We start from the raw sequence: 22,922 nt of genomic DNA, 5'->3' as shown, positions 1-22,922 counted from the left end.
CTCGCGGGCGGGCGCGCGAAATCGCAAGGTTTTCGATCAGAACCCATCGAAACCCGGCAATCGCGAATACGCTCGGGAGTCAAATCACCGCGCCACGTCAATGGCTTGGTCGTTCTTCACGGGTGACGAGCTGTTGCAATACGAAGCGGCGCGGCGCGAGAATGATCTTCAATGCTGCTTCGATGACTTCACGTTCCGTTGTGCCTTCGACAATCAGCGCGATGTGTAACGGATCAGACATTTGGCACGGCCCCCAAATGACCCATCATCCAAAGCCGCGAAAGTGGAAAGTCGCAATTCAATGCTTTCAGTTGGGGCGTTAAGACAAGTCGCCGCACTACTGTGTGACCATTACTGTCTCGATCCACGGCAAACAGCCGTACGTCATCGTTATCCAGATCCAGGCCATCCAGCACGGCTGGATTATGAGCGGTGAACATCATCTGTCGTGGCGTCGTCGAGCTACCCAGCCAACTGGCCAAGCGCGAAGTCAATGCGGTCACCAATCTGGGATTTAATGCCTGATCTAAGTTGTCGATGGCAAATAAACGGGGTCCGCGACCAGAAAGACACAGCGCGGCGGTGAACAACACATATAAAACGCCTTCACTTGCGTCGAAGGCTGTCAACTCGTTGCGATTACTCGCCATGAAGCGGTCTTCGAACTTCAAAACTTCCTGACTGCGTGACACCGATGGAGACAGCAGCGCCTGCACACTACGCGATGCACTGACATCTACCGCCCAGTCCACCAGACCCAAAAGATCGTCAATGACATCGTTCTGAGCGCCATTGCTCCATTGACGCAGATCGGCCACGGCCTCAGCCAGCCGCCCACCAGCTAGGCCCAGGGGCTCGCGTGTTTGCGGATCGGGCACCAGACCGCGCAGCGTTGGCGTGTTGGGACAGTAAATTGCATACTGCTGCAACTGTTGCATGAGATGGGTAGCCGGACTGTCAGCGGACAAGGTCGCCATGCTCACAGCGGCCAAACCAGCCCTTGGATTGAGATTGCCTCGGCTGCGTACCCCCTCCGTCACAACGGCCTGGGCTCCATCCGTCAGCGTCTCGGTCTTGAACGACCAAGCGGGCTCGGGTGAGTTCAGTGGGTTGAGCAAACTAACGCGGTAGGTGGCGCCAGTACGATCAATCGCTTCAAGTCCGATATGTGGCAGGCTGCGGAAGTTTTTAAACGACGACTTGAATAAGCGCGGCAGGCCGGGGCGTACGCCACGTCGCAGCAGTGCCTCGTCATCGACAGTGCCATTGGCCGCCGCTCCGAGGACCCCTACAGCTTCAAGTACGTTGCTCTTTCCCACCCCGTTAGCACCGATGAAGCAGTTCACCACCCCAAATTCGATGTCTAGTTCGGAAACGGACTTGAAGCCCCGGATTTTGAATTCTCTAATCATTTGTTCTCCTGTGGTACCTTTGGAGGCACCAATCAGCGTCTTTTTATGTGATGATAACCCCAAGTTTGCCGGATGTCTTTCAGCTTCAGCAGCTTAAAGTCGGTCGCTGACAGCCTACCATCGGAGGGAAATCGCACCGGCGTCGCCGCGACCGTCGACCAGCCCAGAGACTGCGTATCGCAGCGCGTCGCACGTGTGGTCGTCGCCGTCGCGGGGCCGGGCGAGAATTCGATCCGTGCGGCGGTCGCGCTGCCATTGGTAGCCAACCAGTTCGCGAAGCGTTACGGGACAGGAGCGAGAGACGTGAATCGTGTAGCCCCGCAACCAGAAGATCCCGCGCGCCACGCTCCCCGCCCCCTTCGCGGCGCCGTGCGCGTCGATTCCGGCCCGGCGAAGGTCATCGATCCGCTCGGGCTCGTGGTCGGTGTAGAGGCGCCTACTGCCGACCGCCGCCGCGACGGCCGGCACCAGTTCGGCTGTCGGCGCATTGGTCGCCAGTTCGGCGACGACGAAGAGCATGCGCGTTTTCGTGTCGACCAGGGCCCGCACCAGTGCATGCGGGTCGGCACCACCGCGCGAGAAATCGAGCCCGACGACGTCGACCGCATCGTCGCCGATCGCTCCGGCCGGCGGGGGCCCGGCGACGACGTTCGGGTAGATCCGCGCCTCGGTCAGCATCAAATGCTCACCCAACCATGTGTGGCGGGCCATGGCGTGATCGCCTGTGCCCATCTCGTGAACGAGCGTGTCGACGAGACCGCCAGCGAAGAAGAACGGATTTTCGCTGTAGTTCACCCGGCGCGTCACCGACCTCGGCGGCGGGTCGTCGGTCGACAGGAGGAGCGCGTCGACCGGGTCCGCCGCATCTTCGGGATTGAGCGTGTACCAGAGGCAAGCCGCCGGATTGCGGATCGAGTGTGAGAGCTTGCGCAGCGCCACGGCCGTGACGCTCGCCGCCTCCTCGATCCACGCGATATCCGCACCTTCGAGCGACTTCGCCGAGTCCGGCGATCGATCCAAGCCGAGGAACGTGATCCGCGACCCGGTCCGCTTGTGCGTGATCGTCTGTTCCATCACCTGAAATTCGTCGGCGAGCCCCAGGCGACCGATCCAATCGACGAGCAGCGTCCGCACCGACATGCCGACGTTCGCCATGAATTGCCTACAGCAGACGATGCGCAGCCGGCGACCGCGCGCCAGGAGCAACGCCACCACACCCGCCGACGTCGACTTCGATCCGCATCGGCCGCCCCATAGCGCGACGTGACGCCACGAGCCGACCTCGAAGAGGGGCCGCGCCGCCTCCGGTAAAACCACGTCCGCACGTCGAAGCAGTTCCTCGAGGCGTTCCCGTCCATCCCCGGCGACGATCGCCCGCGCGGCCTCTTCTTCGTGGGGATTTTCCCATGCGGCGTCGATTCCGAGCGCAGCCCACACCTCGCCCGTGGTGAGGATGTGACCCCCGACGACGTGGAGCCGCGACGCGAGGAACATGACGCGGATCACGCGACCACCCGCCTCGCCGGAGACGATCACCGCGCCCGTCGCCACGTCGACCGTCGGCCCGGCCCGCGTCGCCGTCGAGGCCTTCGCCTGCGCTTCGTCCAGGCGGCCCGCCAATCGCCGCAGCGTCGCGTAGGTCACGGCTCGCGCTCCTCGGTCTCCGTCGCCGGCTCGGCCTTCTCCTCGATCTTCGGCTCGGCCTTCTTCGTCCAGGCGCGCAAGATCGCGGCATCGGTCGCCGTCGCCGCCTTCGGCTCGGTCTTCATCTCGACCTGCTCCTCGCTCGGCGCGGTGGTGAGCGCCTCGACCCGCTTCGCCAGATCGTCGGCGAGGACGATCGACCGCGCCTGTTCGATCACGGCCATCGCCGCGCGCCCCTCGTCGGAGGTCATCGTGCCGGCCGCCACCTGTTGCAGGACGCTCGTCGCTGCCGTCCGCAGCCCTGCCTCGGTCAACTCGCCGGGCGGCAGCCTGAAGGGGGTCAGCACCTTCCGCTGCTTCGGGAGCACGTGCCGGAGCAGCGCGCCCATTACCCCAGGGTCACCCTGTTCGGCCATTCGAATTGCTCGCGCGATGATCTTCGACCCGCCGGCCTCGGCCAGCCGGCGTTGCGCCTCGACCGTCGTCTGATTGAGCATCCCCAGGGGGCGGCCGGGTCCGCCCGGATTGCCGGCGGCGAACCTCCCGTCGAAACCTCGACCGGGCGGCGGCTCCCTGTCATCGCCGCCGGCCGGCTCCTCGTCGGCTGCACCGCCCCGCTGCTCGTCGGTCGCCACCTCGACCGGCCCCGCGTCATCGCCGGTCTTTTCCTCGATCTCGCCGGGCCGTGACCGCGCCGACGAGCCGCCGAGGAGCAGGATGGATAGCAGATTCATGACCATGTCCCAATTTGGTGACGTTACATAATTCAATGCGAACATTGACCGAGCCGGCGGCGCAGGGCGGTTTTTTTCATAAAAAAATCGGCCAAAAACCGCACGTCATAGATTCCGGACTGCATAGGCGCATAGGCTGCATAGCCTCCTGACACTCCTAGCGCGAAAACGCGACATCAACCTGTGCGTTAATACACGTCAAATATGCACAACCAGAGATAGATAACAAAAAACCGCGTATGGGAGTTGGAGAGGCTATGCAGCCTATGCGCCTATGCAGTCCGGAATTCGTGACGTGTGCTTTTCTGCCCATTTTCCCCATCACGCGGCCCCCACTTTCCGCATCGTCCACACCGTCCGGTTCGCCCGGTCGCGGCGGACGCGCACCAGCCGCACCCCGTCGAGCGTCTGATTTTGTAGGGCCGCAGCCCTCGCCGAGAGCGTGATCCACCTCCGCTGTTCGCTAGCTCCCGCGCCGACGCAGCGGTCGAGGACGTCGGTCAATTTCAGGACCGGATGCCGCGCCACCGCCCCCGGCATCGGCACCCCCGCCCCCGGCGCACTCCACCCCGGCTCGGCGACGCGGTCGTAGAGGCTGCGCACGTCGGCGAGGGTGACCCCCCCCTTCCATCCCGGCTCGCCCTCCACCACCGCCCACAGAGCCGAGAGGAGGTCGCCGTCGAGCCCGGCGCGAGTGTCCTCTACCTCGACCGTCTCCGTCGGCGTCAGGATGTCGACGCCGCCGCTCTCGCCGCCCGTCAGCAGCCACAACGGATCTCGCACGAGGCGGCTGAAATCTTCGAAACTGTCGCGCGCCTTCGGCCACCGGATCGACCCGTCTCGCCTCGCCTCCACGCCCCAGGCGGCGATCGTGAGCGCGGCGGCGACGATCTTTGGACGCTCCTCGTCGATCCACCTCATGAGATCGTCGCGCGAGCGATCTCGCACGAGCCCGCCGGCCGGACGCTCGACCCGTCGCGTAGGAATCGTCCCGAATGTGGCGGCGAGCCGCTGCATCGGCGCCCACTCGCTCTCGGGAATCGGCTCCTCGACGACCTCCGGCTCGGGCAAGATCAGTGAAATCGTGATGACGCGCCGAGGCCAGTCGCTCCCGAGCGTGACGTTGTTGCCGTTGACGAGCGTCAGCAGCCCCCGCGTCTCGACACGGGCACTCTCGCTCGCGCCGAGCCGGCGGACGTCGATCGCGTCCTCGGTCACCGCCGAGAGAAGCAAAGGGATGTTCGGAATGTGCCCGGGGACGTTGTCGATCGTCACGACGTCCGGCGACCTCATCAGCTCCGTCGCGAACGCCTTGCTCATCTCGTCCGAGGTAGCATCCGACCATGAGAGCGCGGCGATGCTTCCGTCCGCCCCGTAGGCGGCCCGCGTGATGATCGAAATGAGCGTCCCCTTGCCCGTTCCGGGGATCGGCGAGATGACCAGACCGACCGGCGCGTGGCCCCAGGCCGGTCGGATGATGCCGGCGATGATGAACCCGACCGCCGCCCACCGGCCGATCGGATCGGCGAAGGCGGCCCCGGCGATGAATCCGAGCAGGTAGTCCGACGCCGCCCGCGCGGCCTCGATCGTTCGGGGCATCGCCGAAAAATCGACCGGCATCCGATCGTCGGGGACGAGCCAATAGCCCGACCCACGATCATAGCCGCGAGCGCACAGAATGCGCCCGTCCGGGGCCATGGATGGCGCCCGCAGGATGCCGCGCATTTGGTAGCCGTGCCCCGTCGCCGCGAGCCCGACGGCGCGCATTTGCGCCTCGAATCCCCGGTCCCCCGGCCGGATGCGCCCCGTCACGAGGATGAGGTCACCGACCCCGGCGGCGATGGTGGCGTCCTCGCGACCTCGGATGACCCCGACGAGGTGGCTCCCCTCACGGAGAGGTTCGTCGTCGGGATAGAAGGCGAGCCGCGCCCGGCGATCGGGGGGTGCCGCGTCCCGCAGGAGCCGCGTCGGCTGCCACAGGTGCCCCGCCGCGTCGAGCGTGGCTCCCTCGGGGATCGTCGCGCCCCGCTTCGGTCGCCCGACATTGAGCATGACGCACCCACCGGCCGCTCGCCAACATCCGACGCAATCCCCGGCCGATGCGCGGATCGTCGTCACGATCTCCAATCGCTCGTGGCACAGATTGAGTAGGAATTGCCGGCCGTCGCGCGAGCCGAGGTCGACGAGGGAGAGGCGCCCGCCGCGTTGTGTCACGCCGAGCAGGAGACCTCCCTTCCATAGGATCGCGCCGCGCTCCTCGAGGGCGAGCAGAACCGTCGCGGCGCTCTGGTTCTCGTAGGGGCTGTGCCACGCGACGACGATCGGCTGTTGCTCCCGCGCCGACATCGCCGTCCAAATCTCCCGGTTCATGCGATCGTTCTCCTCTCCGGTCGCCCCAGGCCCCGGCACCCACAGCTCCGGGGCGCCGCTCGGCGCGAGGCCCTGCACCACCGCCGCCGCAAACGGATTGGCAAATGGGGGTGCGGCGGGTGCGGCGGTTTGCGCCGCCGCGACCGAAACGCCCCACACCGCGCCGAGCGGCGCGCCCCCGCCGAAATGGTCGCCCGCCCCCGGCCTCTCCTGCGACCCCTCGCCGATCCCGGCGGCGAGCGCCCGCCGCGCCGTCTCCTCGTGTTGGTCGTCGCCGCCACCCGCATCCGCGAGCGCCTCGAGAACCCACTGTTCCGCCCCGGCGTGCGTCATTCGCCCGAGGCGAACGATCGCGCCCATGCGAAAAGCGAAGTCGTTGATGGGGTTATTGAAAGCCCCCGGTCCCGCCACGGCGGCGAACTCCCGCAGCCATCGCTCGGCGTAGTGGCGGCCGATTTCGCCCTCGCGCCCTGGCGGGAAACCGCTCTCGTCGGCGTCCTCGTCGGCGAGCAGCCCCTCGGCTCGCGCCGTCACCGGCCCGCGCGCCGGTTTGTCCCGACCGAGGATGTGATCCGCGAGAGGCCCGACGAGCGGCGTCACCCCCTCGCCGGTCGCCAGCATGCGCGCGTACCACCTGATGGCGTCCCCCTCACCGAGACCGGCGACCGCCGCCCGGCCACCGACCACCGCGCCCCATCGGCCCGGATCGACCCCGGTAGGATCACGTAGCCGCCGCCGTCGGCGCCGGACCCCGGCCCGCGCACGTCGATGTACCCCGCCCGCCATGGCGATGAATTGCCGTGTGTCACCCCCTCCGGCAGCCACATCGGCACATGCACGCCGGCCCCTGCGGTGGCCGCCCATGCCGTTGGCGCGACCCCGTAGTGCGCCAGATTGCGCCACAGAAAATCCACCCCCGACTCGGCCCCGGCGACCTCCTCGCGGTGGTTGTCGCCGTCGAGCACCAGTACCCGGCTGCCCTTCAATGCGCACCCGATCAGCGCGTTCGGCCACGTCGCCCACCACGCGGCGACCTGCGCCGCGTCGGCCGTCGCGGCGTTCGGCCAATCGCTGATGAGAGGCCGCTTCGACGCCGGATCGCACGGGAAAATGCGCAGCCCGGCCGCCGCATAGATCGTAGCCGCCACCGCTGGCGCAACGTGATGAGCCGCCGCCGTCATCGGTCGTCCTCCCGCTCGATCGCCAGGGGAAGGCCGATTTCACGTCCGACGAATCCGGCCGCTTCGAGCCGCCGCATCAGAATGTCGCGCGCCTCGGCGGCGGTCCTGCCGAGCGCCGACACGGTCACGCCGCCGCCGGGGATCTTCACCCGGCGGGAACAGCAGTGCAGGCCCTCGCGCTTGGCGATCCGCTGCATGTGCCACCGCCGAGTGCGCCCCGGATCGCGCCGATAGGTCTCCTGCACCTCGTCATCGAGACGGTCCCGCATGAGAGACCATGCGGCCTCGTCCTCGCCGATCTCGGTCTCGACTCCATGCTCGTCGACGTGCGTGAAGGTCCGCGTCCCGCCGAGTCGCGGTGGAGTCGGATCACCCTCGTCGGCGAGGATGTAGCCGCCCGGGGCCCTCGCTGCGGTGTGTAGGTCCATCAGTCGACCGATGCGCGGGTCGGCCGCCGTCAGCTCGACCATTGCGTCGTCACGACCTTGCGGTCGCCGCCCCGCCAGATAGCCGGCCATTTCCGCCGACGACGCGAGCGCGACACCACCGCCGACCTTACGATCGGCGACCAGACCGCGCCGCCAGCCCTCGGCCCTCGCCGCCGAGACCATGTCCTCGCCGGCCGCGACCCGGCCGTCGATCCCGGCCACGAGCGCGAAATCATCCTCGGTCACCGGATCGGCGACGCCGTCAGCTCCGGGGAGCGAGACCACTACGAATTTCCCGTCCGGCGAGCGCGCCAGCTCGCCACCCATGCGACGAATCTCCTCGGCGAGCCGGCGCCCCTGCTCGCCTCCCGGAAAGGCCGGGAGACTGCCCGTCGACATCGCCTTCTTCGCGGCCTCCCACCGCCGCCGCCGTCGCGCCTCACCCATGACGACCACCTCCCACGTCGGAGGCGATTTCGACGCGGCGCCACCGGCCGCGCTCGTCTTGAATGCGGCGGTAGGTTGGACGCCGGTCGACCCACCAGAGGACCACACCATCGGCGCGGCGGCGTTGCAGAGCCGTCCCGTCGGGCAGCTCGCAGCCGACGCGGGCGCCGACGACGCCGCTCAGCCAATGCCGCACCGACGAGGCGCGCCGACACGCGCCGTACTGCTCGACGAGATCGAGCAGGCTGCACGCCGCTCCGATCGCCGCCGCCCGCAGCTCCACCACCTCCGCCTCGACCACCGCGTCGTCGGGCTCGGCGCAGAGTGCGTCGCACGCGTCGAGGACGACGGCGAAGGCCATCCCCTCGTCGTGGCCTCGGATCGCCTGCAGCCACCCGATCACCACGGCGAGTCGTCGCGTCGCCTCGATCCCGAGGAGGGTGCGGTGGTCGGCCGGGAGAACCCCCGCCTCGGCCGAGCAGCCGTAGACCGGCCGGTGACCGGCGTCGAGCAGGCGCCTCATTCTCTCCCGCCAGGGCAAAGCTCGCCCGTCGGCCGCCCCGCCGGGGGCGCCGTTCTGCATCGTCGTCATGTCGTGCTCCTCATCGCCGGCCGGCTGGAATTCGATTGAGGAGCCCCGCCGGCCGCGATAAAATGCGGGCATCCTCATCGTCATTGAGCGCCCGGCTGCCCCCGCAGTCGGGCGTTCGCTCACCCGGCGCGACGCCGACCGACCGAGACCCCGGCCGGAGGCAGTTCGGAGAGAAAACGCCGCAGTTCGGAGGTTTCGACGTAGGGTCGGCCGCGCATTTGCCGCGCGGAAAGCTGACCGGACCTCACCAGATTGTAATAGGTCGACCGACACACACCGAGACGGCGGCAAACTTCGTCGATCGTCAGGAGAAGCGGCTCGGGCTGAGCCACCGTCATCGTTTCGTGCATGTCTATATCTCCCTGCTCATGGCTTTGCATGAGTGGAAGCTGCCACGACGCGACGAAGAAAAAACGTGTAATTCGAAACTGATTTTTACTTGTAATTTCTATCTACTAGGCCGCCCTACAGGTTTGGCGACCCCGGCCCACAGCTCTTGAAATTCCTTGTCGTTTCGGCACCGCGTGGAGATCATCACCCGCACGCTCTCTCGTGCATAGCCGAGTCGATCCGACAAGCGTGCGATCCACGCCGTGTGGCCGATCGGGGTGGCGAATCCATGCGCCGAATCCCACTCGAGCCGAGCCTTCAGGTCGTCGAGCCATGTAGACCGCATCTCGGCGACGTAGGCGGTGATGGCGTCGTCGATCCTCTCCTCGACTACCGCCCGCACCGCCGTATCGGAAATGCCGGGACCATGATCGACGCCGCCCCTCTCGGGCTCCTCATAGGAGTCGGGCTCGAATCCGCCGTCGAGCGCCATCGACAGATCGCGCGCCTCGTCGCAGTTCTGCCAGCCCGCCGGCCGCCCTCCGGCCCGCTTCTTCACCGCTTCGCCCTCTCGGTCGGCAGCGTCACCACCTCGGCACCACACCGCAGTGTGCCGAGCCGATCCGACCACCATTCGGCGATCCGGCGACGCTCCTCCTCAAGCGAATGGCGGCCGTAGGCGCGACGCACGTCGCCGCCGCCGATCGCGTGACCGAGCGACATTTCGATCGCGTCGGGCGTCCATTTCCCGCTTTCGCTCGCCATCGTCGAGAAGGTCGACCGGAAGCCGTGCGCCGTCACCTCGTCGGCGGCGAAGCCCATCGCCCTCAGCGCCAGGACGAGCGTATTTTCCGACATCGGCCGACCGGGGCGGCCCATCGCCGGGAAGACGAGATCGCCGGCCCCGCCGATTCCCCGCGCGGTGGCGAATTCGCGGTGATGGCGCATCATCTCGACCACCGCGCCGGAGAGCAGGATGCGCGTGGTGAGGCGCTGTTTCGTCCGTGCCGCCGGCAAGGTCCACACGCCCGAGTCGAGGTCGAATTCGCCCCAGACCACGCCGCGCACCTCGCCCGGCCGGGTCGCCGTGGCGATCAGCAGCCGCAGCGCCACCACCACCGCCGACCGCGACCGCTCGCGTTCGTAGTCGTCCATTGCCCGCAGCACGTCGCCGAGCCGCTTCGGCTCTAGGATGGCGGCCCGATGCTGCACGGTCGGCGTGACCAACGCGCCCCGCATGTCGCGCGTCGGGTCGGTCGTCGCCCGGCCGGTGGCGATAGCGAAGCGGAAGACCTGCCCAATGGTCGACCGAAGCCGCGTCGCCGTCTCGTATCGTCCGGCGATTTCGTCCAGGCGCAGCACCGCGAGAATTTCCGGCGGCGTGATCTCGGTGATAGGCCGGTCGCCGATCGCCGCACACGCCTTGTCGATCAGCCACTGGCGCTTCGCGATCGTGGTCGCCGCCTTGCCTTCGCGCGTCAACTTCTCGATCAATTCGGCGGCGATCTCGCGGAACGTCACCTGCGCCGCCCGTTCGGCGGCCCTCTCCGCCTCGATCCGCTTCCGCTCCTCAAGGGGATCGACGCCGCGCTCGACCAGACGGCGCGCCTCCCGCGCCATCTCCCGCGCCTCGGCGAGCGAGATCTCGGGCCACCGCCCGAGCGGGAGGTTGCTTCGCTTTCCGCCGACTCGATAGTCGACGCGCCAGGATTTCACCCCGCTCGGTAAGACGCGCAATTGCAGCCCGCGACCGTCGGTCAGCGTCCTCACTTTGTCGCCCGGCTTGGCGGCTTGAACGGCGGTGGTGGTAAGCGACATGGTGGTCGGCCTCGAAATCCTCGTCTGACCACCACCATTACCACCAAATTCGGTGGTTAACCACACCCACTCACCACCAGTCACGCACACCCATGGACACCTCCGACCATTGAAAAGGGCGCTTTTCAGCGCCCTTGCCCACCTATTTCGCCAGTCCGAAAGTGAATTGTGGTGCCCCAGGCCGGACTCGAACCAGCACGCCCGCGAAGGCAACAGATTTTGAGTCTGCCGCGTCTACCATTTCGCCACTGGGGCCGCACGGCCGCGCATACTAGTCGGGATCGCCCCCGCGTCAACGGCGTCGCGCGCCGCCTCGTCCGCCGTTCACATCTTCGTCGAAACCGTGAGCCACGGTGGACGCCCCGACGGGCCTCGGCTAAACCCGCGCTCGTTCCCGCGCGCTCCGCGCCGACCTCGAGATCCCCATGCTGAGACGTCTCTACGACTGGACCCTGTCGCTCGCCGCCCGCAAGACGGCCGAGGTCTGGCTCGCGATCATCGCCTTCATCGAAAGCTCGGTGTTCCTGGTGCCGGCCGACGTCCTGTTCCTGCCGATGGGTCTCGCCCGGCCGGAGCGCGTCTATCGCTACGCCTTCATCGCCACGGCGGCCTCGGTCCTCGGCGGCATCGCCGGCTGGTTCCTCGGCTATTACGCCTTCGACGCGCTCGCCCTGCCGATCCTGCAGTTCTACCACAAGGTCGAGGCCTTCGAGCGCCTGCGCGCCGAATGGGGCGATTCCGTCCTCCTCCTGCTGATCACCTCCGGCCTCGCCCATCTCCCGCCGATCAAGGTGGTGACGATCCTCTCCGGCGCGGTGAAGGTCGATCTCTGGGTCTTCGTCCTCGCCGCCATCGCCGCGCGCGGCGCCCGCTTCTATGCCCTCGCCTGGGCGCTCCGGCGCTGGGGCGAGCCGATCCGCCACTTCATCGAAAACCACCTCGGCCGCGTCGCCGGCGCCCTCGCCGCCCTGATCATCGCGCTCTATGTGGCTGTCAAACTGCTCGGCTGATCGCGGAAAGGAACTCCCATGGCCATCCCCGCCCCGCTCCTCCGCCGCGACACGATCGCCCTCCTCCTCGGCCTCGCCGCGATCGCCATCGTCTCCACCGCCTGGGGGTTCGAACTGATCGGCGGCTTCGTGCCCTGCCGGATGTGCCTCGAGCAACGCATCCCCTATTACGTCGGCGCGCCGCTGGCGCTCGCCGCCTTCGCCGCCGATCGCCTGCGGTCGCCTGCCGTGCTGCCGCGCCTGATGCTGCTCGCCCTCGCCGGGCTCTTCGCCTGGGGCCTGTGGGTCGGGGCCTATCAGGCCGGCGCCGAATGGGGATGGTGGCCCGGTCCCGCCGACTGCTCCGGCACCCGCCTCGACGCCATGCCCGCCGCCGGCGACCTCATGGCCAACCTCGGCAAGGTCAAGGCGATCGATTGCACCAAGCCGCAGATCCGCATCCTCGGCCTTTCCTTCGCCGGCTGGAACGTGCTGACCTCGCTCGGCCTGATCGCCGTGACGCTCTTCGCCGCCGTCCGCGCGGCCGGCCCCGCCCGCCGGCCGTGACCGCCCTCGCCCGTGCGTTCGATAGACCGCGCGGGTATACATTCAACGTTTCTCAATTGTTTTCGGAAACAATGCCCTAGACAACTCTACGGCATGTCGTCATGAAAACGCATCCGATCCCCTTCCTTCAGTTCCTCTCCGACAGAATTCGAAACACCGAACGAACACGAAGACGCGAGACGTCGTCCAGAAATACAGTCTTCGGATGCAGGAATGGGAACGTCGCAACCATTTTTGCCTTGGCCGCGACGATCCTGACGGTCGCGGTCGGCGGGGTGATCGACCTCGCCCAGATGCGTCGGCTCCATTCCGTGATGCAGGCCGGCGCCGATGCCGCGGCCCTCTCCGCCGCCCGTTATCTCGGCAGCGACGAGACGAAGCGCCGGAGCGAGGCCGACAGCGTCTATCTCGCCAATGTCGTCGACCTGCCCTCCCCGACCGCCGGCACGCTGACCTCGTCCACCCCGACCCATACCTACACGGCGACCTATGCCGCCCCGACCACCTTCCTGAAGATCGTCGGCCTCGATTCCCTGACCCTCGAGGCGCGATCCTCGGCGATCGCGTCCACCGACACGCTCGACGTCGCCCTCGTCCTCGACAGTTCCGGTTCGATGGCCAACGGCAATCGCATGGTGGAACTGAAGAAGGCGGTGAAGCTCTTCCTCGGCGCCTTCACCACCGGCACCGACGTCCAGGTGGCGATGATCCCCTTCGACACCGAGGTCCGGGTCGACGCCGTCGCCCTGACCGGCGCGACCTCGGCCGCGCCGACCAATCCCTATGCCGCGACCACCGACTGCAACACCCTGACCGACCCGATCGAGAAGACCGCCTGTCAGACCGCCCAATCGAGCAAGCCGGCGATCGACTGCAACGCCTTCGTTTCGACCGTCCCCTATCGCACGACCTCGCAGAACCGCTGTCTGTCGAGCTATGCCTCGGGCTTCAAACTCGGCACGACGGGCACCTTCACCGATTGCGTCTCCTGGCTCCTCGGCCTCTGCACGGGCACGGCGGATCTCTATTACAAGACCATCGACACCGGCAGCGCGATCGTCGCCCAGCGTCAGGAATGGGTCTGCACCCAGTGGCTGCTCCTCGTCTGCGTCGGAGCCGGATGGAGCGCGCCGGTCACGCTGGAATCCCGGCCCTATACGCCGAGCCCGGCCCAGACCCCGCAGACCGCCAAGACCGCGACCGACGAAACCGCCAATTCCAACCTGCTGCTCCAGCCCGCCGACGTCTGGTCCGGGTGCCTGATCGATCGCACCCAGCCCTACGACGTTCAGAACACCGCGCCGATCGCCGGACTACCGGCGACGCTCTACCCGAAGGCGAACTGCACCGTCGGAACCCTGATCGCGCTCAAGGGCCTCACCAACAACCTGACCTCGCTCGCGACGACGGTCGACACGATGCAGCCCTCCGGCGCGACCAACATCACCATCGGCGTCCAATGGGGCATGGAGGCCCTCACCGCCAACGCCCCCCTCACCGGAACGACCGGCGGCTCCCGCAAGTTCATGATCGTGATGACCGACGGGGCGAACACGCAGAACCGTTGGTACGGCAACGGCACCGCCAATACCCCCGACCGCGACAAGATCGACGCCCGCACCCGGCTCGCCTGCGCCAACGCCAAGGCCGCCGGCATCACGATCTACGCGATCAATCTCGTCGACGGGGACCCGACCCTGCTCACCTACTGCGCCAGCGACACGGGCAAGTTCTTCAACGTCACCACGGCGAGCCAACTGTCCGACGTCTTCGCCCAGATCGCCAACTCGATCAAACGGATCCGCATCTCGAGCTGACGAACGCCAGTTCACGGCTCGAGTTCGGTGTCCCAGTAGAGATAGTCGACCCAGCTCTCATGGAGGAAGTTGGGCGGGAAGTGGCGCCCGGCTTCGTGCAGGTCGTGGACGCTCGGCTTCCACGGCAGATGGGTGGCATGGAGTCCCGCCTCGCGCATCGAGCGATCGCCCTTCTTGAGATTGCAGGGCGCGCAGGCGGTCAGGATGTTCTCCCAGGTGGTCTGGCCGCCACGGGCGCGCGGCACCACGTGATCGAAGGTCAGATCCTGGCTCGAACCGCAATATTGGCAGCTGAAGCGATCGCGCAGGAAGACGTTGAATCGGGTGAAGGCCGGCGTGCGGCTGGGCCGGACGAAGGACTTCAACGACACCACCGACGGCAGCGGCATCTCCATGCTGGGGCTGCGCACGGCGACGTCGTAGTTGGCGAGAATGGTCACGCGATCCATGAAGACCGCCTTGATCGCCTCCTGCCACGACCACAGCGACAGGGGATAATAGCTGAGCGGCCGATGATCGGCGTTCAGCACCAGAACCGGATGGGACCGCGGCGTCACGTGGATCGTCAAGGCGCACCTCGCTCTCGGCTCCCGAGGGGAGACGGTGCGCGAGGATCTCGGCGACGATCGAATCGGCCCCGTCGAAACCCCGGCACCACGAACGTTGCGGACAGTGTACAGGCCGCATGTCGCTCGTGTGAAGGTTCGGCTCCGAAAGAACCCGAAGCGTTGCCGCCGCGCCATGGCGCTCGCCCCGCCACGGGCCTGGGAGCCGCCTCAGCGCGCCATGCCCTCGCGGCCGTCGCGCCGGGCCGCGTAATAGGCCCAGAAGAGGCGCGCCGCGACGCTGCGCCACGGCGCCCAGGCGGCCGCGATCGCCCGCACCTCCTTCTCGCTCGGCCGCCCGTCGAGCCCGAGCCCGTCGCCGACCGCCACCTGCAACGCCAGATCGCCGGCCGGCCACACGTCCGGATGCCCGGCCGAAAACAGGAGATAGACCTCCGCCGTCCATCGTCCGATGCCCTTGACCGCCGTCAGCGCCGCCACTGCCTCGTCCTCGGCGGCGGCCGCGCAGGCCTCGAGATCGAGCCCGCCGGCGCAGGCCTCGGCGATCGCCCGGAGCGTGTGCACCTTGGCCGCCGAGAGGCCGGCCGCCCGCAACGCTTCGTCGGAATGGTTCGCGATGGCCCCGGGCGTCGGCTCAGGCCCGATCACGCCCTCGACGCGCGTCCAGATCGAGGCGGCGGCCGCCGCCGAGACCTGTTGCGCCGTGACGATCCGAGCCAGCCCCGAGAACCCGGCCGGACGCCGCCGGAGCGGCACCGCCCCGCTCGCGGCGACGATCGGGACGAGCCTGGGATCGATCCGCGTCAGCTCCGCGAGCCCGGCCCTCACGTCGTCGTCGCCCTCGATCCGTCGCATCGCGCCCCTGCCCTCGCCGCTTCCGACCCGCTATGAAGGGCGACTGTCGACCCGGTGATCGCTCGATGTCCAGCCCCGTCTTCCGCTTCGCCCCCTCGCCCAACGGGCGCCTCCATCTCGGCCACGCCTATTCGGCGTTGCTCGATCATGCGCTCGCCCGCCGCCTCGCCGGCCGCTTCCTGCTGCGCCTCGAGGACATCGACACCACCCGCTGCCGCCCCGAATTCGAAGCCGGGATCCTCGAGGATCTCGCCTGGCTCGGCCTCGATTGGGACGGCGAGATCCGCCGTCAGTCCGACCATTTCGCCGATTATCGCGCCGTCCTCGATCGCTTGGCGGCCGACGGTCTGCTCCGCGAGAGCCATGCCACCCGCGCCGAGATCCGCGCCGCCGTCGCCCGCGCCGAGGCCGAGGGCCGGCCCTGGCCGCGCGACCCCGACGGCGCGCCGTGGCCGCCGCCCGAGGATCGCCTCGCGCCGCAGGACCGCCCCGGCGAGCCGGTGGCGCTGCGCCTCGACACCGCCGCCGCTCTCGCCCGTCTCGCCGCGCGCTTCGGTCCGGCCGATCTGACCTGGCGCGAGGCCGGCGCCGGCCCGGACGGCGAAACCGGCCTCGTCGCCGCCGATCCCGCCGCCTGGGGCGATCCGGTCCTCGCCCGCAAGGAGACCCCGACCAGCTATCACCTCTCCGTGGTCGTCGACGACGCCGCCCAAGGGGTGACGCACGTGGTGCGCGGCCGCGACCTCTTCTGGTCGACCAGCGTCCACCGCCTGCTCCAGACGCTGCTCGGCCTCCCCGCGCCGGTGTTCCACCATCACGACCTGATCCGCGACGCCGACGGGCGCAAACTCTCCAAATCGGCCGCCGACACGGCGCTGGCGAGCCTGCGCGGCGACGGCCTGACGCCCGCCGACGTCCGTCGCCTCGTCGACTGGCCCGCCACCGAACGACGTCTCGACAGGCTTAGTGAGGCGTTAATCCGGCTCGGCTAGACTGGTTCCATTCCGAGCCGAGGGCGACCCCATGCGCGACGAACCGAACGACCGCGACACCGCCCCCCGTCCCCCACACGACGGCCTGCGCCTCCTCGCCGTCGAGGATCACGGCATCGGCCGCGTCCTCCTCCAGGCGATGCTGGCCCCGCTCGGGGTCGACGCCACCATCGTCGCCGACGGCGCCGCCGCGCTGCGCGAGATCCGCGCGAACCGATTCGACGTGATCTTCGTCGACCTCGGCCTGCCCGACATCCCCGGAGAGCGCCTCGCCGGCGAACTCGCCGCCACCTCGGGCGGCCGCGACGCCCACCTCGTCGCCGTCACCGGGCGCGCCCGGCCCGACCCGATGCCGGCCGTCTTCGACGACTGGCTGGAGAAACCCTTCTCGGTACGCGACCTCCACGGGCTCCTCGCCCGCGCCCACGGCCGCAGAGCCCGCACCGGCTGATCAGCGCAGCGGCCGCCCGTCGATCAGAAGTTCGGCCTTGCCGCCCGCCGTGCCGACGCTCCAGCGCCCGACGCGCCCGTCGAAGATCTTGCGCCACCCGCCCTTCTCGGCGTGCCAGACCTTGATCAGGCAGCCGTCGCGCGTGCAATAGGGCTCGGGCTGGCCGCCGCACAGCGCGGCGCGATAGTCGAGCACCACGTCCTTGCGCCCGTCGCCGTCGATGTCGACCCACTGCACGAAGTCGACGCCGTAGCCGGTCGAAGTGTTGCAGCTCTCGCGCTCGGTCTGGATCAGATCCGGCGTCAGTTGATGCGGCATGTCCTCCGCCAGAGCCGGAGCGACGGCGAGGAACGAGATCAGCAGGACGGGTTTCCAAGGGGACACGAGAGCGTCACTCCACTCGAGATCGCGCCGCGGAGCACGGCGACGTTGTGTAGAGAAAGGTTTCGACTTAATCTTAACGGTAGGTAAAGCGTGCGTCCGGGGGCCGAAGAAGGTTAGGGTTGCAGCCGTCTTTTCGTCGCTTCGACCCGCCGTGCGTCTCGATCGCGGCGAGCGCAGAAGGATCTCAGCGATGCGTATCCTCGCCCTGACCCTCCTCGTCCTTCTCGCCGTGTTCGGCCGGGCACAGACCGCCGAAGCCGCCGTCGAGGCCCGAATCGACATCTCGACCCAGCGGATGGTGGTCCTCGTCGACGGCGTCCGCCAGGGAGAATACGCGGTCTCCACCGGCCGCAAGGGCTATCGGACCCCGACCGGAGATTTCAAGCCGCAGCGGATGCACAAGCGCTACTATTCGCGCAAGTATCACAACTCGCCGATGCCGCACTCGATCTTCTTCGCCGGCGGCATCGCGGTACACGGCACCTACGAGACCGGCCGCCTCGGCCGCCCGGCCTCGCACGGCTGCGTCCGCCTCGCGCCGCGCGCCGCCGCCGAACTCTTCGAGCTGGTGCGCCAGCACGGCATGCAGAACAGCCGCATCATCGTCAGCGAGTGACGGGCGCGCGCCCCCCGCGCCTCACGCCCGACGCGTCACGCGCCGCCTCGTCGCGCGCCTTCTCGCGGAAGAAGCGCCGGATCACCTTGCCGGTGGTGGTGAGCGGGATCTCATCGACGAACTCGATCTCGCGCGGATATTCGTGCGCCGACAGACGGTTGCGCACATGGGCGCGGATCTCCGCGACGAGCGCCTCGCTCGGCGAGAAGCCCGGCGCCAGCTTGACGTGGGCCTTGACGATCTCGGTGCGCAGCGGATCCGGCTTGCCGACCACGGCGGCGAGCGCCACCGCCGGATGGCCGGCGAGACAATCCTCGATCTCGGCCGGGCCGATCCGATAGCCCGACGAGGTGATCAGATCGTCGTCGCGCCCGACGAAGAAGACGTAGCCCTCCTCGTCGACGATGCCCTGGTCGCCGGTGGTCATCCAGTCGCCGAGGAACTTGGCCGCCGTCGCCTCCGGCTGTTTCCAATAGCCGAGGAACATCACCGGATCGGGCCGCATCACCGCGATCTGCCCGGTGTCGCCCGGCGCCACCGGCCGCCCGTCCGCGCCGATCACCGCCACCCGGTGCCCCGGCGTCGGCTTGCCGATCGCCCCGGAGCGGGTCACGCCGATCTTCGCGCAGGAGCCCAGCACCAGATTGCACTCGGTCTGGCCGTAGAACTCGTTGATGGTCATGCCGAGCTCGGCCTTGGCCCATTCGTAGGTCTCACGCCCCAGCGCCTCGCCGGCCGATCCGATCGTCCTCAGATCGATCGCATGGCGCCCGCGCGGGCTGCCCGCGCCGCGCAGGAGCTTCATCGCCGTCGGCGGCACGAAGGCGTTGCGCACCCCGTGCCGCGCGATCAGGTCCCAGGTGAAGTCCGGATCGAAATGCTCGAACCGTGCCGCCATCACCGGCACGCCGAGCGTCAGACACGGCAGCAGGATGTTGAGGAGTCCGCCGGCCCAGGCCCAATCCGCCGGCGTCCAGGCGAGATCGCCCGGCTGTGGCAGAAATTCGTGGGCATACTGCACCCCCGGCACGTGGCCGAGCACCACCCGGTGCCCGTGCAGCGCCCCCTTGGGCGCGCCGGTCGTGCCGGAAGTGTAGATCATCAGCGCCGGATCGTCGGCGAGCGTCGCCACCGGCGCGAAGGCGTCGGAGGCCCGCGCCATCGCCCCGGCGAGATCGATCGCCCCGTCCTCGGCCCCGTCGAAACAGAACACCCGCTCGAGCTCGGGCAGGAGCGGACGGATCTCGGCGACCTTGCGTGCCCCGACCCGGTTGGTGATCAGCGCCCGCGCCCCCGAATCGGCGAGCCGATGGGTCAGTGCCTCGACCCCGAAGACGTCGGCGAGCGGCAGCGCGATCGCGCCCGCGGAATAGACCGCGACATGGGCGAAGGCCGTCTCCGGCGACTGCGGCAGCAGGATCGCCACCCGGTCACCCCGGGCGATACCCTCGGCCACCAACACGTTGGAGAGGCGATGCGCCGCGCGCGAGAGGCGGCCGAACGACCAGGTCTCGAACGTGCCGTCGGGGTGGGCCTGCAGGATCGCCGGCCGGTCCGGCTCCACCGCCGCCCATTTGTGGCAGGCGTCGATGCCGATGTTGTAGGCGGTCGGCACGATCCACCGGAAGGTGGCCATGACGTCTTCGTAGGTGGCAGAGGTCGGCAACATGAAGGGCGATGCCTCGAAACGGGCGGCGATCCCGAGCGGATCGCGGGGCACGGATCATATCGATTTGATGCTGCAGCGCAACAACACGAAGGTCCGAAACCGCCTTCGAGCACGTTTCGGGCCTTCGAAACGACGAAGGGGCCCGGCGGGCCCCTTCGCATGGCGAGGACGTCCGAGCGCCTCAGAAGCGATAGTTCATGCCCACCGTGAAGGCATGGATCTGGCGATTGGGCTCGACGCGGATCGACGGCGCGCCGGTGATGTCGACGCCGCTCTTGCCGAAGTCCATGTAGCCGTACTCGCCCTTGAGCGAGACGTTCTGGGTCAGCGCATATTCGAGGCCGGCGCCGACGGTCCAGCCGGCGCGGGTCTGGGTCGCCCCGATGATCGTGCCGTTCTGGTTGTGCGAATATTCGAACTCGGCGACCGCCAGACCGCCCTTCACGTAGATCAGGGCGCGATCGAAGGCGTAGCCGATGCGCGGCGTCACGGTGATGTCCCAGTTGACGGCGCTGCGGAACATGGTGCGCGGCGGGTTCTCGTTCGACCATTTGTCGATCTGCATCAGTGAGCCGGTCGCCTCGAGGCCGAGCACGATGTTGCCCATCTGGTAGTTGTAGCCGGCCTGGAGACCGCCCATCACCCGCGTGTCGGCGAGACCGCCGACCGGGAAGCCGGCATAGCCGTTCCAGGGCGTGAAGGCGGTCATGTCGCCGTCGTGATGAGCGACGCCGACATGGGCGCCGACGTAGAAGCCGGTCCACAGCTGCGCGGCGCGCTCGGCGATCGGGGCGACCGGCGCCGGACGCGCCATGTCGGCCGCCTGGGTCAAGGCGGTGGTCGAAAGAACCGCGACCGCGGTCGCGAACAGAGTCTTGGCCAACATCGTCTCATCTCCCTGTGAGAATTCCAGAGACTGCGCTACGCCCGGTGATCGGCCTCGTCCATGCCGACGACCCTCGATCGGCGATACATTTCTGGTTCGTTGCCGGCCGGTTTCACCCATTCGGGTCAATTCGCGGCGCACTCGCCGCCGTCAGCCCGCGCCGCAGATCGGCGTGGAAGACGAAGCGGGTGAGGAGGGCGGTCAATTCGCTCTGCCGGATCAGTCCGATGCGCCGGAAGATCGACTTCAGATGCGACCGCGCGGTCTCGTAGCCGATCCCGCAGCGCTCGGCAGCCTGCCGCAGATCGCAGTCCGCGAGCCGCGCCGCCAGGCTCGCCTCCGCTCCGGAGAGTCCGAAGGCCCCGGCGAGATCCCGCGCCAGATCCTCGCCCGACGTCGCGCTCCCCGGGACCGGAAGCGGCCCCGCGTCGAGCGGCCAGGCGACCAGCAGCCGGTCGCCGGCGACGAAGGCGGTCTCACCGATCGGCAGCTCGATCACATAGCCGATCCAACGCCGCCCCTCGCCGCTCTCGAGCAGATGGAAGCGATCCCCGGCCCGCTCGCCCGGCCCGCGCGACCGCCGCGCGCGTCGCCGCGCCGAAGCGCCGTCCCGCCCGATCAGGGTCGCGACGAAACGCGGATCGAAGGGCCGCTCGCGCGGCTCCCAGCGGCGCGGCCGGCCGGAGGCATCGACGATCGCCCCGGTCGCGCCCACCGTGACCAGCACCCGCAGCAGCACCTCCTCCTCGGCCCGGGCGATCGCCATGCCGAGCGTCACCGCCTCGGACAGCGCCGCGAGACAGGGCTCGAGCCGGGAAAGCCACTCCGCCGCCGGCAGCGGCCGCGCCGCGCCGATGTGCAGGCAGACGAACCCGACGTCGCCGTCGATGGCCATCCACAGCTCCTCCGGGGTCTCCGTCTCGCTGGAGGAGGCGTCGCGCTCCGCCGTCTCCGACTCGACCCATCGCACCCGGCGCCCGTCGTCCGCGTCGAGAGCGGGATCGTCGGCGCCGTGCACCAGCCGCCAGCGGGCGACGAAGGCCGCCGACGCATGAACCGGAACCCACGCCCCCGCGCCGTCGCTCCCCTCCAACGCCACCAGCGCCTCGATCCGCGCGAAGGTCAGATCGTGATCTTCGGCGAATCGCGCGAGAACCCCGGGCCACGACGCGGCTCCGCGCCCGGCCGAGACCAGGGCGTCATGCCGTCGACAAGGAAGAAGAAGGGAAGCGGTCATGATGGGATACGATGCGGAAACATCGCGACACCCGCATTGATCCGCGCCAAATCACTGGAATTTCATATGAATTCGGCCTGCGCCCGGATGTCGCACCCTCGTCGGGCCGCAACGGCCGAGGCCGATCGGGCGCACGAGCACATGTCGCGCCGCCGGCCGGCGGCGGACCGAGACTTCGCCGGCGGAAACCCGCCGTCGACGAAGAGGAACCGTGGAGTGGAGGAAATGGTGGGCGCGACAGGGATCGAACCTGTGACCCCTTCGGTGTGAACGAAGTGCTCTCCCGCTGAGCTACGCGCCCACTCTCACGAGACGCCGCGATATAAGGGAGCCCTCGCCCCCAAGTCAAGCGCGTCGCCCTGCTTTTCCCCGCCGCGACCGATCGCCGGTCTCCGCGCCGATCGCGGCCGGAGAAACCGGCTCAGCGCGGTTCCACCACCACCAGGGTCCAGAAGATCTTGTACTTGGAATTGGGCGCGTAGGCGGTGGCGAGGCCGACCCGCGACGCCTTCGCCGCCAACATGGTGGCGTTGTGCTGCTTCGATTCGCGCCAGCCGGAGAAGGCCTCGGCGAAGGTGCGATAGCCGGCCGAGAAATTGGCGAGGAACGAGGCATAGCCGATGCCCGCGCCCTGGAGCTGGCGATCGAGGCCGGCATCGGCGGTGGAATGGACCCGGTCCGCCGCGGCCATCTGATCGACCTCGGCCTGCGCCACCCGCGCCAACCCTTGATCCCAGATCAGGGGCTGCAGGCCGTTGTTGGCGCGATACTGGTTGATCATCGACAGCGACGAGGCCGGATCGACCGAGCGACCGCCGATGTCGAGCCGTTGATAGAAGGGCGGCACGTGCTCGACCGGGGCGGGTCCACGCGAACAGGCGGCGAGCCCGGCGGCGAGGAGGAGCGAGAGGGAGACGATGCGAAGCGGGGCGACCAT

At 68.4% G+C, this 22,922-nt stretch carries 23 protein-coding genes and 2 tRNA genes; 7 read left to right on the top strand and 18 right to left on the bottom strand.

Annotation, left to right across the window (positions count from 1 at the left end; genetic code table 11):
- A partial coding sequence (locus tag J3S89_RS02935; protein ID WP_217925980.1) for a hypothetical protein occupies window positions 1–229 on the top strand: 229 nt, incomplete at its 5' end.
- 4 nt (window positions 230–233) lie between these two features.
- On the opposite strand, the gene J3S89_RS02930 is transcribed toward J3S89_RS02935, so the two are convergent.
- From J3S89_RS02930 to J3S89_RS02885, 10 genes are all read right to left on the bottom strand, one after another.
- A complete protein-coding gene (locus J3S89_RS02930; RefSeq protein WP_217925979.1) occupies window positions 234–1,412 on the bottom strand; it encodes an AAA family ATPase in 1,179 nt (392 codons plus the stop codon).
- Window positions 1,413–1,526: 114 nt separating this feature from the next.
- Window positions 1,527–3,056 carry a PBSX family phage terminase large subunit gene (locus tag J3S89_RS02925; RefSeq protein WP_217925978.1) on the bottom strand — a complete coding sequence of 510 codons (1,530 nt, stop codon included), beginning with the start codon at window positions 3,054–3,056 and terminating at the stop codon, window positions 1,527–1,529.
- Window positions 3,053–3,790: a hypothetical protein gene (locus J3S89_RS02920; protein ID WP_217925977.1), complete on the bottom strand. Its 738-nt coding sequence runs from the start codon at window positions 3,788–3,790 to the stop codon at window positions 3,053–3,055. Before J3S89_RS02920 ends, J3S89_RS02925 begins: the two co-directional genes overlap by 4 nt.
- Window positions 3,791–6,756: 2,966 nt before the next feature.
- A complete protein-coding gene (locus J3S89_RS23605; protein ID WP_217925976.1) occupies window positions 6,757–7,341 on the bottom strand; it encodes a bifunctional DNA primase/polymerase in 585 nt (194 codons plus the stop codon).
- A complete protein-coding gene (locus J3S89_RS02910) occupies window positions 7,338–8,168 on the bottom strand; it encodes a hypothetical protein (RefSeq protein ID WP_217925975.1) in 831 nt (276 codons plus the stop codon). The genes J3S89_RS23605 and J3S89_RS02910 overlap by 4 nt, the downstream gene beginning before the upstream one ends.
- Window positions 8,169–8,208: 40 nt before the next feature.
- Window positions 8,209–8,808 carry a hypothetical protein gene (locus J3S89_RS02905; RefSeq protein ID WP_217925974.1) on the bottom strand — a complete coding sequence of 200 codons (600 nt, stop codon included), beginning with the start codon at window positions 8,806–8,808 and terminating at the stop codon, window positions 8,209–8,211.
- Window positions 8,809–8,927: 119 nt separating this feature from the next.
- On the bottom strand, window positions 8,928–9,146 hold the full coding sequence (locus tag J3S89_RS23600) for a helix-turn-helix domain-containing protein (protein WP_420801312.1): 219 nt from the start codon (window positions 9,144–9,146) through the stop codon (window positions 8,928–8,930).
- Window positions 9,147–9,256: 110 nt separating this feature from the next.
- Window positions 9,257–9,697 carry a hypothetical protein gene (locus J3S89_RS02895; protein WP_217925972.1) on the bottom strand — a complete coding sequence of 147 codons (441 nt, stop codon included), beginning with the start codon at window positions 9,695–9,697 and terminating at the stop codon, window positions 9,257–9,259.
- Window positions 9,694–10,956 (bottom strand): tyrosine-type recombinase/integrase, encoded by a 1,263-nt coding sequence (locus tag J3S89_RS02890; RefSeq protein WP_217925971.1) that lies wholly within the window; start codon window positions 10,954–10,956, stop codon window positions 9,694–9,696. The genes J3S89_RS02895 and J3S89_RS02890 overlap by 4 nt, the downstream gene beginning before the upstream one ends.
- Before the next feature lie 169 nt (window positions 10,957–11,125).
- Window positions 11,126–11,211 (bottom strand) — tRNA-Leu (locus J3S89_RS02885).
- Window positions 11,212–11,381: 170 nt separating this feature from the next.
- On the opposite strand from J3S89_RS02885, the gene J3S89_RS02880 reads away from it, so the two are divergent.
- The 3 genes from J3S89_RS02880 (at window position 11,382) to J3S89_RS02870 (ending at window position 14,329) form a co-directional block, all read left to right on the top strand.
- Window positions 11,382–11,966 (top strand): YqaA family protein, encoded by a 585-nt coding sequence (locus J3S89_RS02880; protein ID WP_217925970.1) that lies wholly within the window; start codon window positions 11,382–11,384, stop codon window positions 11,964–11,966.
- Between the two features lie 18 nt (window positions 11,967–11,984).
- The gene (locus J3S89_RS02875; protein WP_217925969.1) at window positions 11,985–12,512 is read left to right on the top strand and encodes a disulfide bond formation protein B; all 528 of its coding nucleotides are present in this window, start codon (window positions 11,985–11,987) and stop codon (window positions 12,510–12,512) included.
- A 101-nt stretch (window positions 12,513–12,613) separates the two neighbouring features.
- Window positions 12,614–14,329: a vWA domain-containing protein gene (locus J3S89_RS02870; RefSeq protein ID WP_274383204.1), complete on the top strand. Its 1,716-nt coding sequence runs from the start codon at window positions 12,614–12,616 to the stop codon at window positions 14,327–14,329.
- A gap of 11 nt (window positions 14,330–14,340) precedes the next feature.
- Here the strand turns inward: J3S89_RS02870 and J3S89_RS02865 are convergent, their stop codons facing one another.
- Together J3S89_RS02865 and J3S89_RS02860 are read right to left on the bottom strand one after the other, a co-directional pair.
- Window positions 14,341–14,898, bottom strand: a complete 558-nt coding sequence (locus tag J3S89_RS02865; protein WP_230489043.1) for an HNH endonuclease — start codon at window positions 14,896–14,898, stop codon at window positions 14,341–14,343.
- A 207-nt stretch (window positions 14,899–15,105) separates the two neighbouring features.
- Window positions 15,106–15,750, bottom strand: coding sequence for a DNA-3-methyladenine glycosylase family protein (locus J3S89_RS02860; RefSeq protein ID WP_217925966.1), 645 nt, complete (start codon window positions 15,748–15,750; stop codon window positions 15,106–15,108).
- Between the two features lie 65 nt (window positions 15,751–15,815).
- Between J3S89_RS02860 and gluQRS the strand changes: the two genes are divergently transcribed.
- On the top strand, window positions 15,816–16,742 hold the full coding sequence (gene gluQRS, locus J3S89_RS02855) for a tRNA glutamyl-Q(34) synthetase GluQRS (RefSeq protein WP_217925965.1): 927 nt from the start codon (window positions 15,816–15,818) through the stop codon (window positions 16,740–16,742).
- Window positions 16,743–16,773: 31 nt separating this feature from the next.
- A complete protein-coding gene (locus J3S89_RS02850; protein WP_217925964.1) occupies window positions 16,774–17,193 on the top strand; it encodes a response regulator in 420 nt (139 codons plus the stop codon).
- Here the strand turns inward: J3S89_RS02850 and J3S89_RS02845 are convergent, their stop codons facing one another.
- Window positions 17,194–17,577, bottom strand: coding sequence for a hypothetical protein (locus J3S89_RS02845; RefSeq protein WP_217925963.1), 384 nt, complete (start codon window positions 17,575–17,577; stop codon window positions 17,194–17,196).
- Between the two features lie 190 nt (window positions 17,578–17,767).
- On the opposite strand from J3S89_RS02845, the gene J3S89_RS02840 reads away from it, so the two are divergent.
- Entirely contained in the window at window positions 17,768–18,193 is a 426-nt protein-coding gene (locus tag J3S89_RS02840; RefSeq protein WP_217925962.1) for a L,D-transpeptidase, read from the top strand.
- On the opposite strand, the gene J3S89_RS02835 is transcribed toward J3S89_RS02840, so the two are convergent.
- From J3S89_RS02835 to J3S89_RS02815, 5 genes are all read right to left on the bottom strand, one after another.
- Window positions 18,183–19,862, bottom strand: a complete 1,680-nt coding sequence (locus J3S89_RS02835) for an AMP-binding protein (RefSeq protein WP_217925961.1) — start codon at window positions 19,860–19,862, stop codon at window positions 18,183–18,185. The two genes, J3S89_RS02840 and J3S89_RS02835, sit on opposite strands and share 11 nt — an antisense overlap.
- 181 nt (window positions 19,863–20,043) lie before the next feature.
- Complete coding sequence (locus tag J3S89_RS02830; protein WP_217925960.1) at window positions 20,044–20,748, bottom strand: outer membrane protein; 705 nt, start codon at window positions 20,746–20,748, stop codon at window positions 20,044–20,046.
- A gap of 112 nt (window positions 20,749–20,860) precedes the next feature.
- Window positions 20,861–21,985, bottom strand: a complete 1,125-nt coding sequence (locus J3S89_RS02825) for a helix-turn-helix transcriptional regulator (protein WP_217925959.1) — start codon at window positions 21,983–21,985, stop codon at window positions 20,861–20,863.
- A gap of 226 nt (window positions 21,986–22,211) precedes the next feature.
- Window positions 22,212–22,286: transfer RNA gene (locus J3S89_RS02820), tRNA-Val, on the bottom strand.
- 120 nt (window positions 22,287–22,406) lie between these two features.
- The gene (locus J3S89_RS02815; protein WP_217925958.1) at window positions 22,407–22,922 is read right to left on the bottom strand and encodes a CAP domain-containing protein; all 516 of its coding nucleotides are present in this window, start codon (window positions 22,920–22,922) and stop codon (window positions 22,407–22,409) included.

Source organism: Pinisolibacter aquiterrae (assembly GCF_019160155.1).
GTDB lineage: Bacteria > Pseudomonadota > Alphaproteobacteria > Rhizobiales > Ancalomicrobiaceae > Pinisolibacter > Pinisolibacter aquiterrae.
The sequence above is the reverse complement of the archived record's forward strand: the minus strand, read 5'-3'. Positions and strand labels throughout refer to the sequence as shown.

Bases quoted from the DNA above. Each gene is read 5' to 3' on its own strand.
- J3S89_RS02930 (WP_217925979.1), bottom strand. From the start codon at position 1,412: ATGATTAGAGAATTCAAAATCCGGGGCTTCAAGTCCGTTTCCGAACTA.
- J3S89_RS02920 (WP_217925977.1), bottom strand. From the start codon at position 3,790: ATGAATCTGCTATCCATCCTGCTCCTCGGCGGCTCGTCGGCGCGGTCA.
- J3S89_RS23605 (WP_217925976.1), bottom strand. From the start codon at position 7,341: ATGACGGCGGCGGCTCATCACGTTGCGCCAGCGGTGGCGGCTACGATC.
- J3S89_RS02910 (WP_217925975.1), bottom strand. From the start codon at position 8,168: ATGTCGACGGGCAGTCTCCCGGCCTTTCCGGGAGGCGAGCAGGGGCGC.
- J3S89_RS02905 (WP_217925974.1), bottom strand. From the start codon at position 8,808: ATGACGACGATGCAGAACGGCGCCCCCGGCGGGGCGGCCGACGGGCGA.
- J3S89_RS23600 (WP_420801312.1), bottom strand. From the start codon at position 9,146: ATGACGGTGGCTCAGCCCGAGCCGCTTCTCCTGACGATCGACGAAGTT.
- J3S89_RS02890 (WP_217925971.1), bottom strand. From the start codon at position 10,956: ATGTCGCTTACCACCACCGCCGTTCAAGCCGCCAAGCCGGGCGACAAA.
- J3S89_RS02880 (WP_217925970.1), top strand. From the start codon at position 11,382: ATGCTGAGACGTCTCTACGACTGGACCCTGTCGCTCGCCGCCCGCAAG.
- J3S89_RS02875 (WP_217925969.1), top strand. From the start codon at position 11,985: ATGGCCATCCCCGCCCCGCTCCTCCGCCGCGACACGATCGCCCTCCTC.
- J3S89_RS02870 (WP_274383204.1), top strand. From the start codon at position 12,614: ATGAAAACGCATCCGATCCCCTTCCTTCAGTTCCTCTCCGACAGAATT.
- J3S89_RS02860 (WP_217925966.1), bottom strand. From the start codon at position 15,750: ATGCGACGGATCGAGGGCGACGACGACGTGAGGGCCGGGCTCGCGGAG.
- gluQRS (WP_217925965.1), top strand. From the start codon at position 15,816: ATGTCCAGCCCCGTCTTCCGCTTCGCCCCCTCGCCCAACGGGCGCCTC.
- J3S89_RS02850 (WP_217925964.1), top strand. From the start codon at position 16,774: ATGCGCGACGAACCGAACGACCGCGACACCGCCCCCCGTCCCCCACAC.
- J3S89_RS02840 (WP_217925962.1), top strand. From the start codon at position 17,768: ATGCGTATCCTCGCCCTGACCCTCCTCGTCCTTCTCGCCGTGTTCGGC.
- J3S89_RS02835 (WP_217925961.1), bottom strand. From the start codon at position 19,862: ATGTTGCCGACCTCTGCCACCTACGAAGACGTCATGGCCACCTTCCGG.
- J3S89_RS02830 (WP_217925960.1), bottom strand. From the start codon at position 20,748: ATGTTGGCCAAGACTCTGTTCGCGACCGCGGTCGCGGTTCTTTCGACC.
- J3S89_RS02825 (WP_217925959.1), bottom strand. From the start codon at position 21,985: ATGACCGCTTCCCTTCTTCTTCCTTGTCGACGGCATGACGCCCTGGTC.
- J3S89_RS02815 (WP_217925958.1), bottom strand. From the start codon at position 22,922: ATGGTCGCCCCGCTTCGCATCGTCTCCCTCTCGCTCCTCCTCGCCGCC.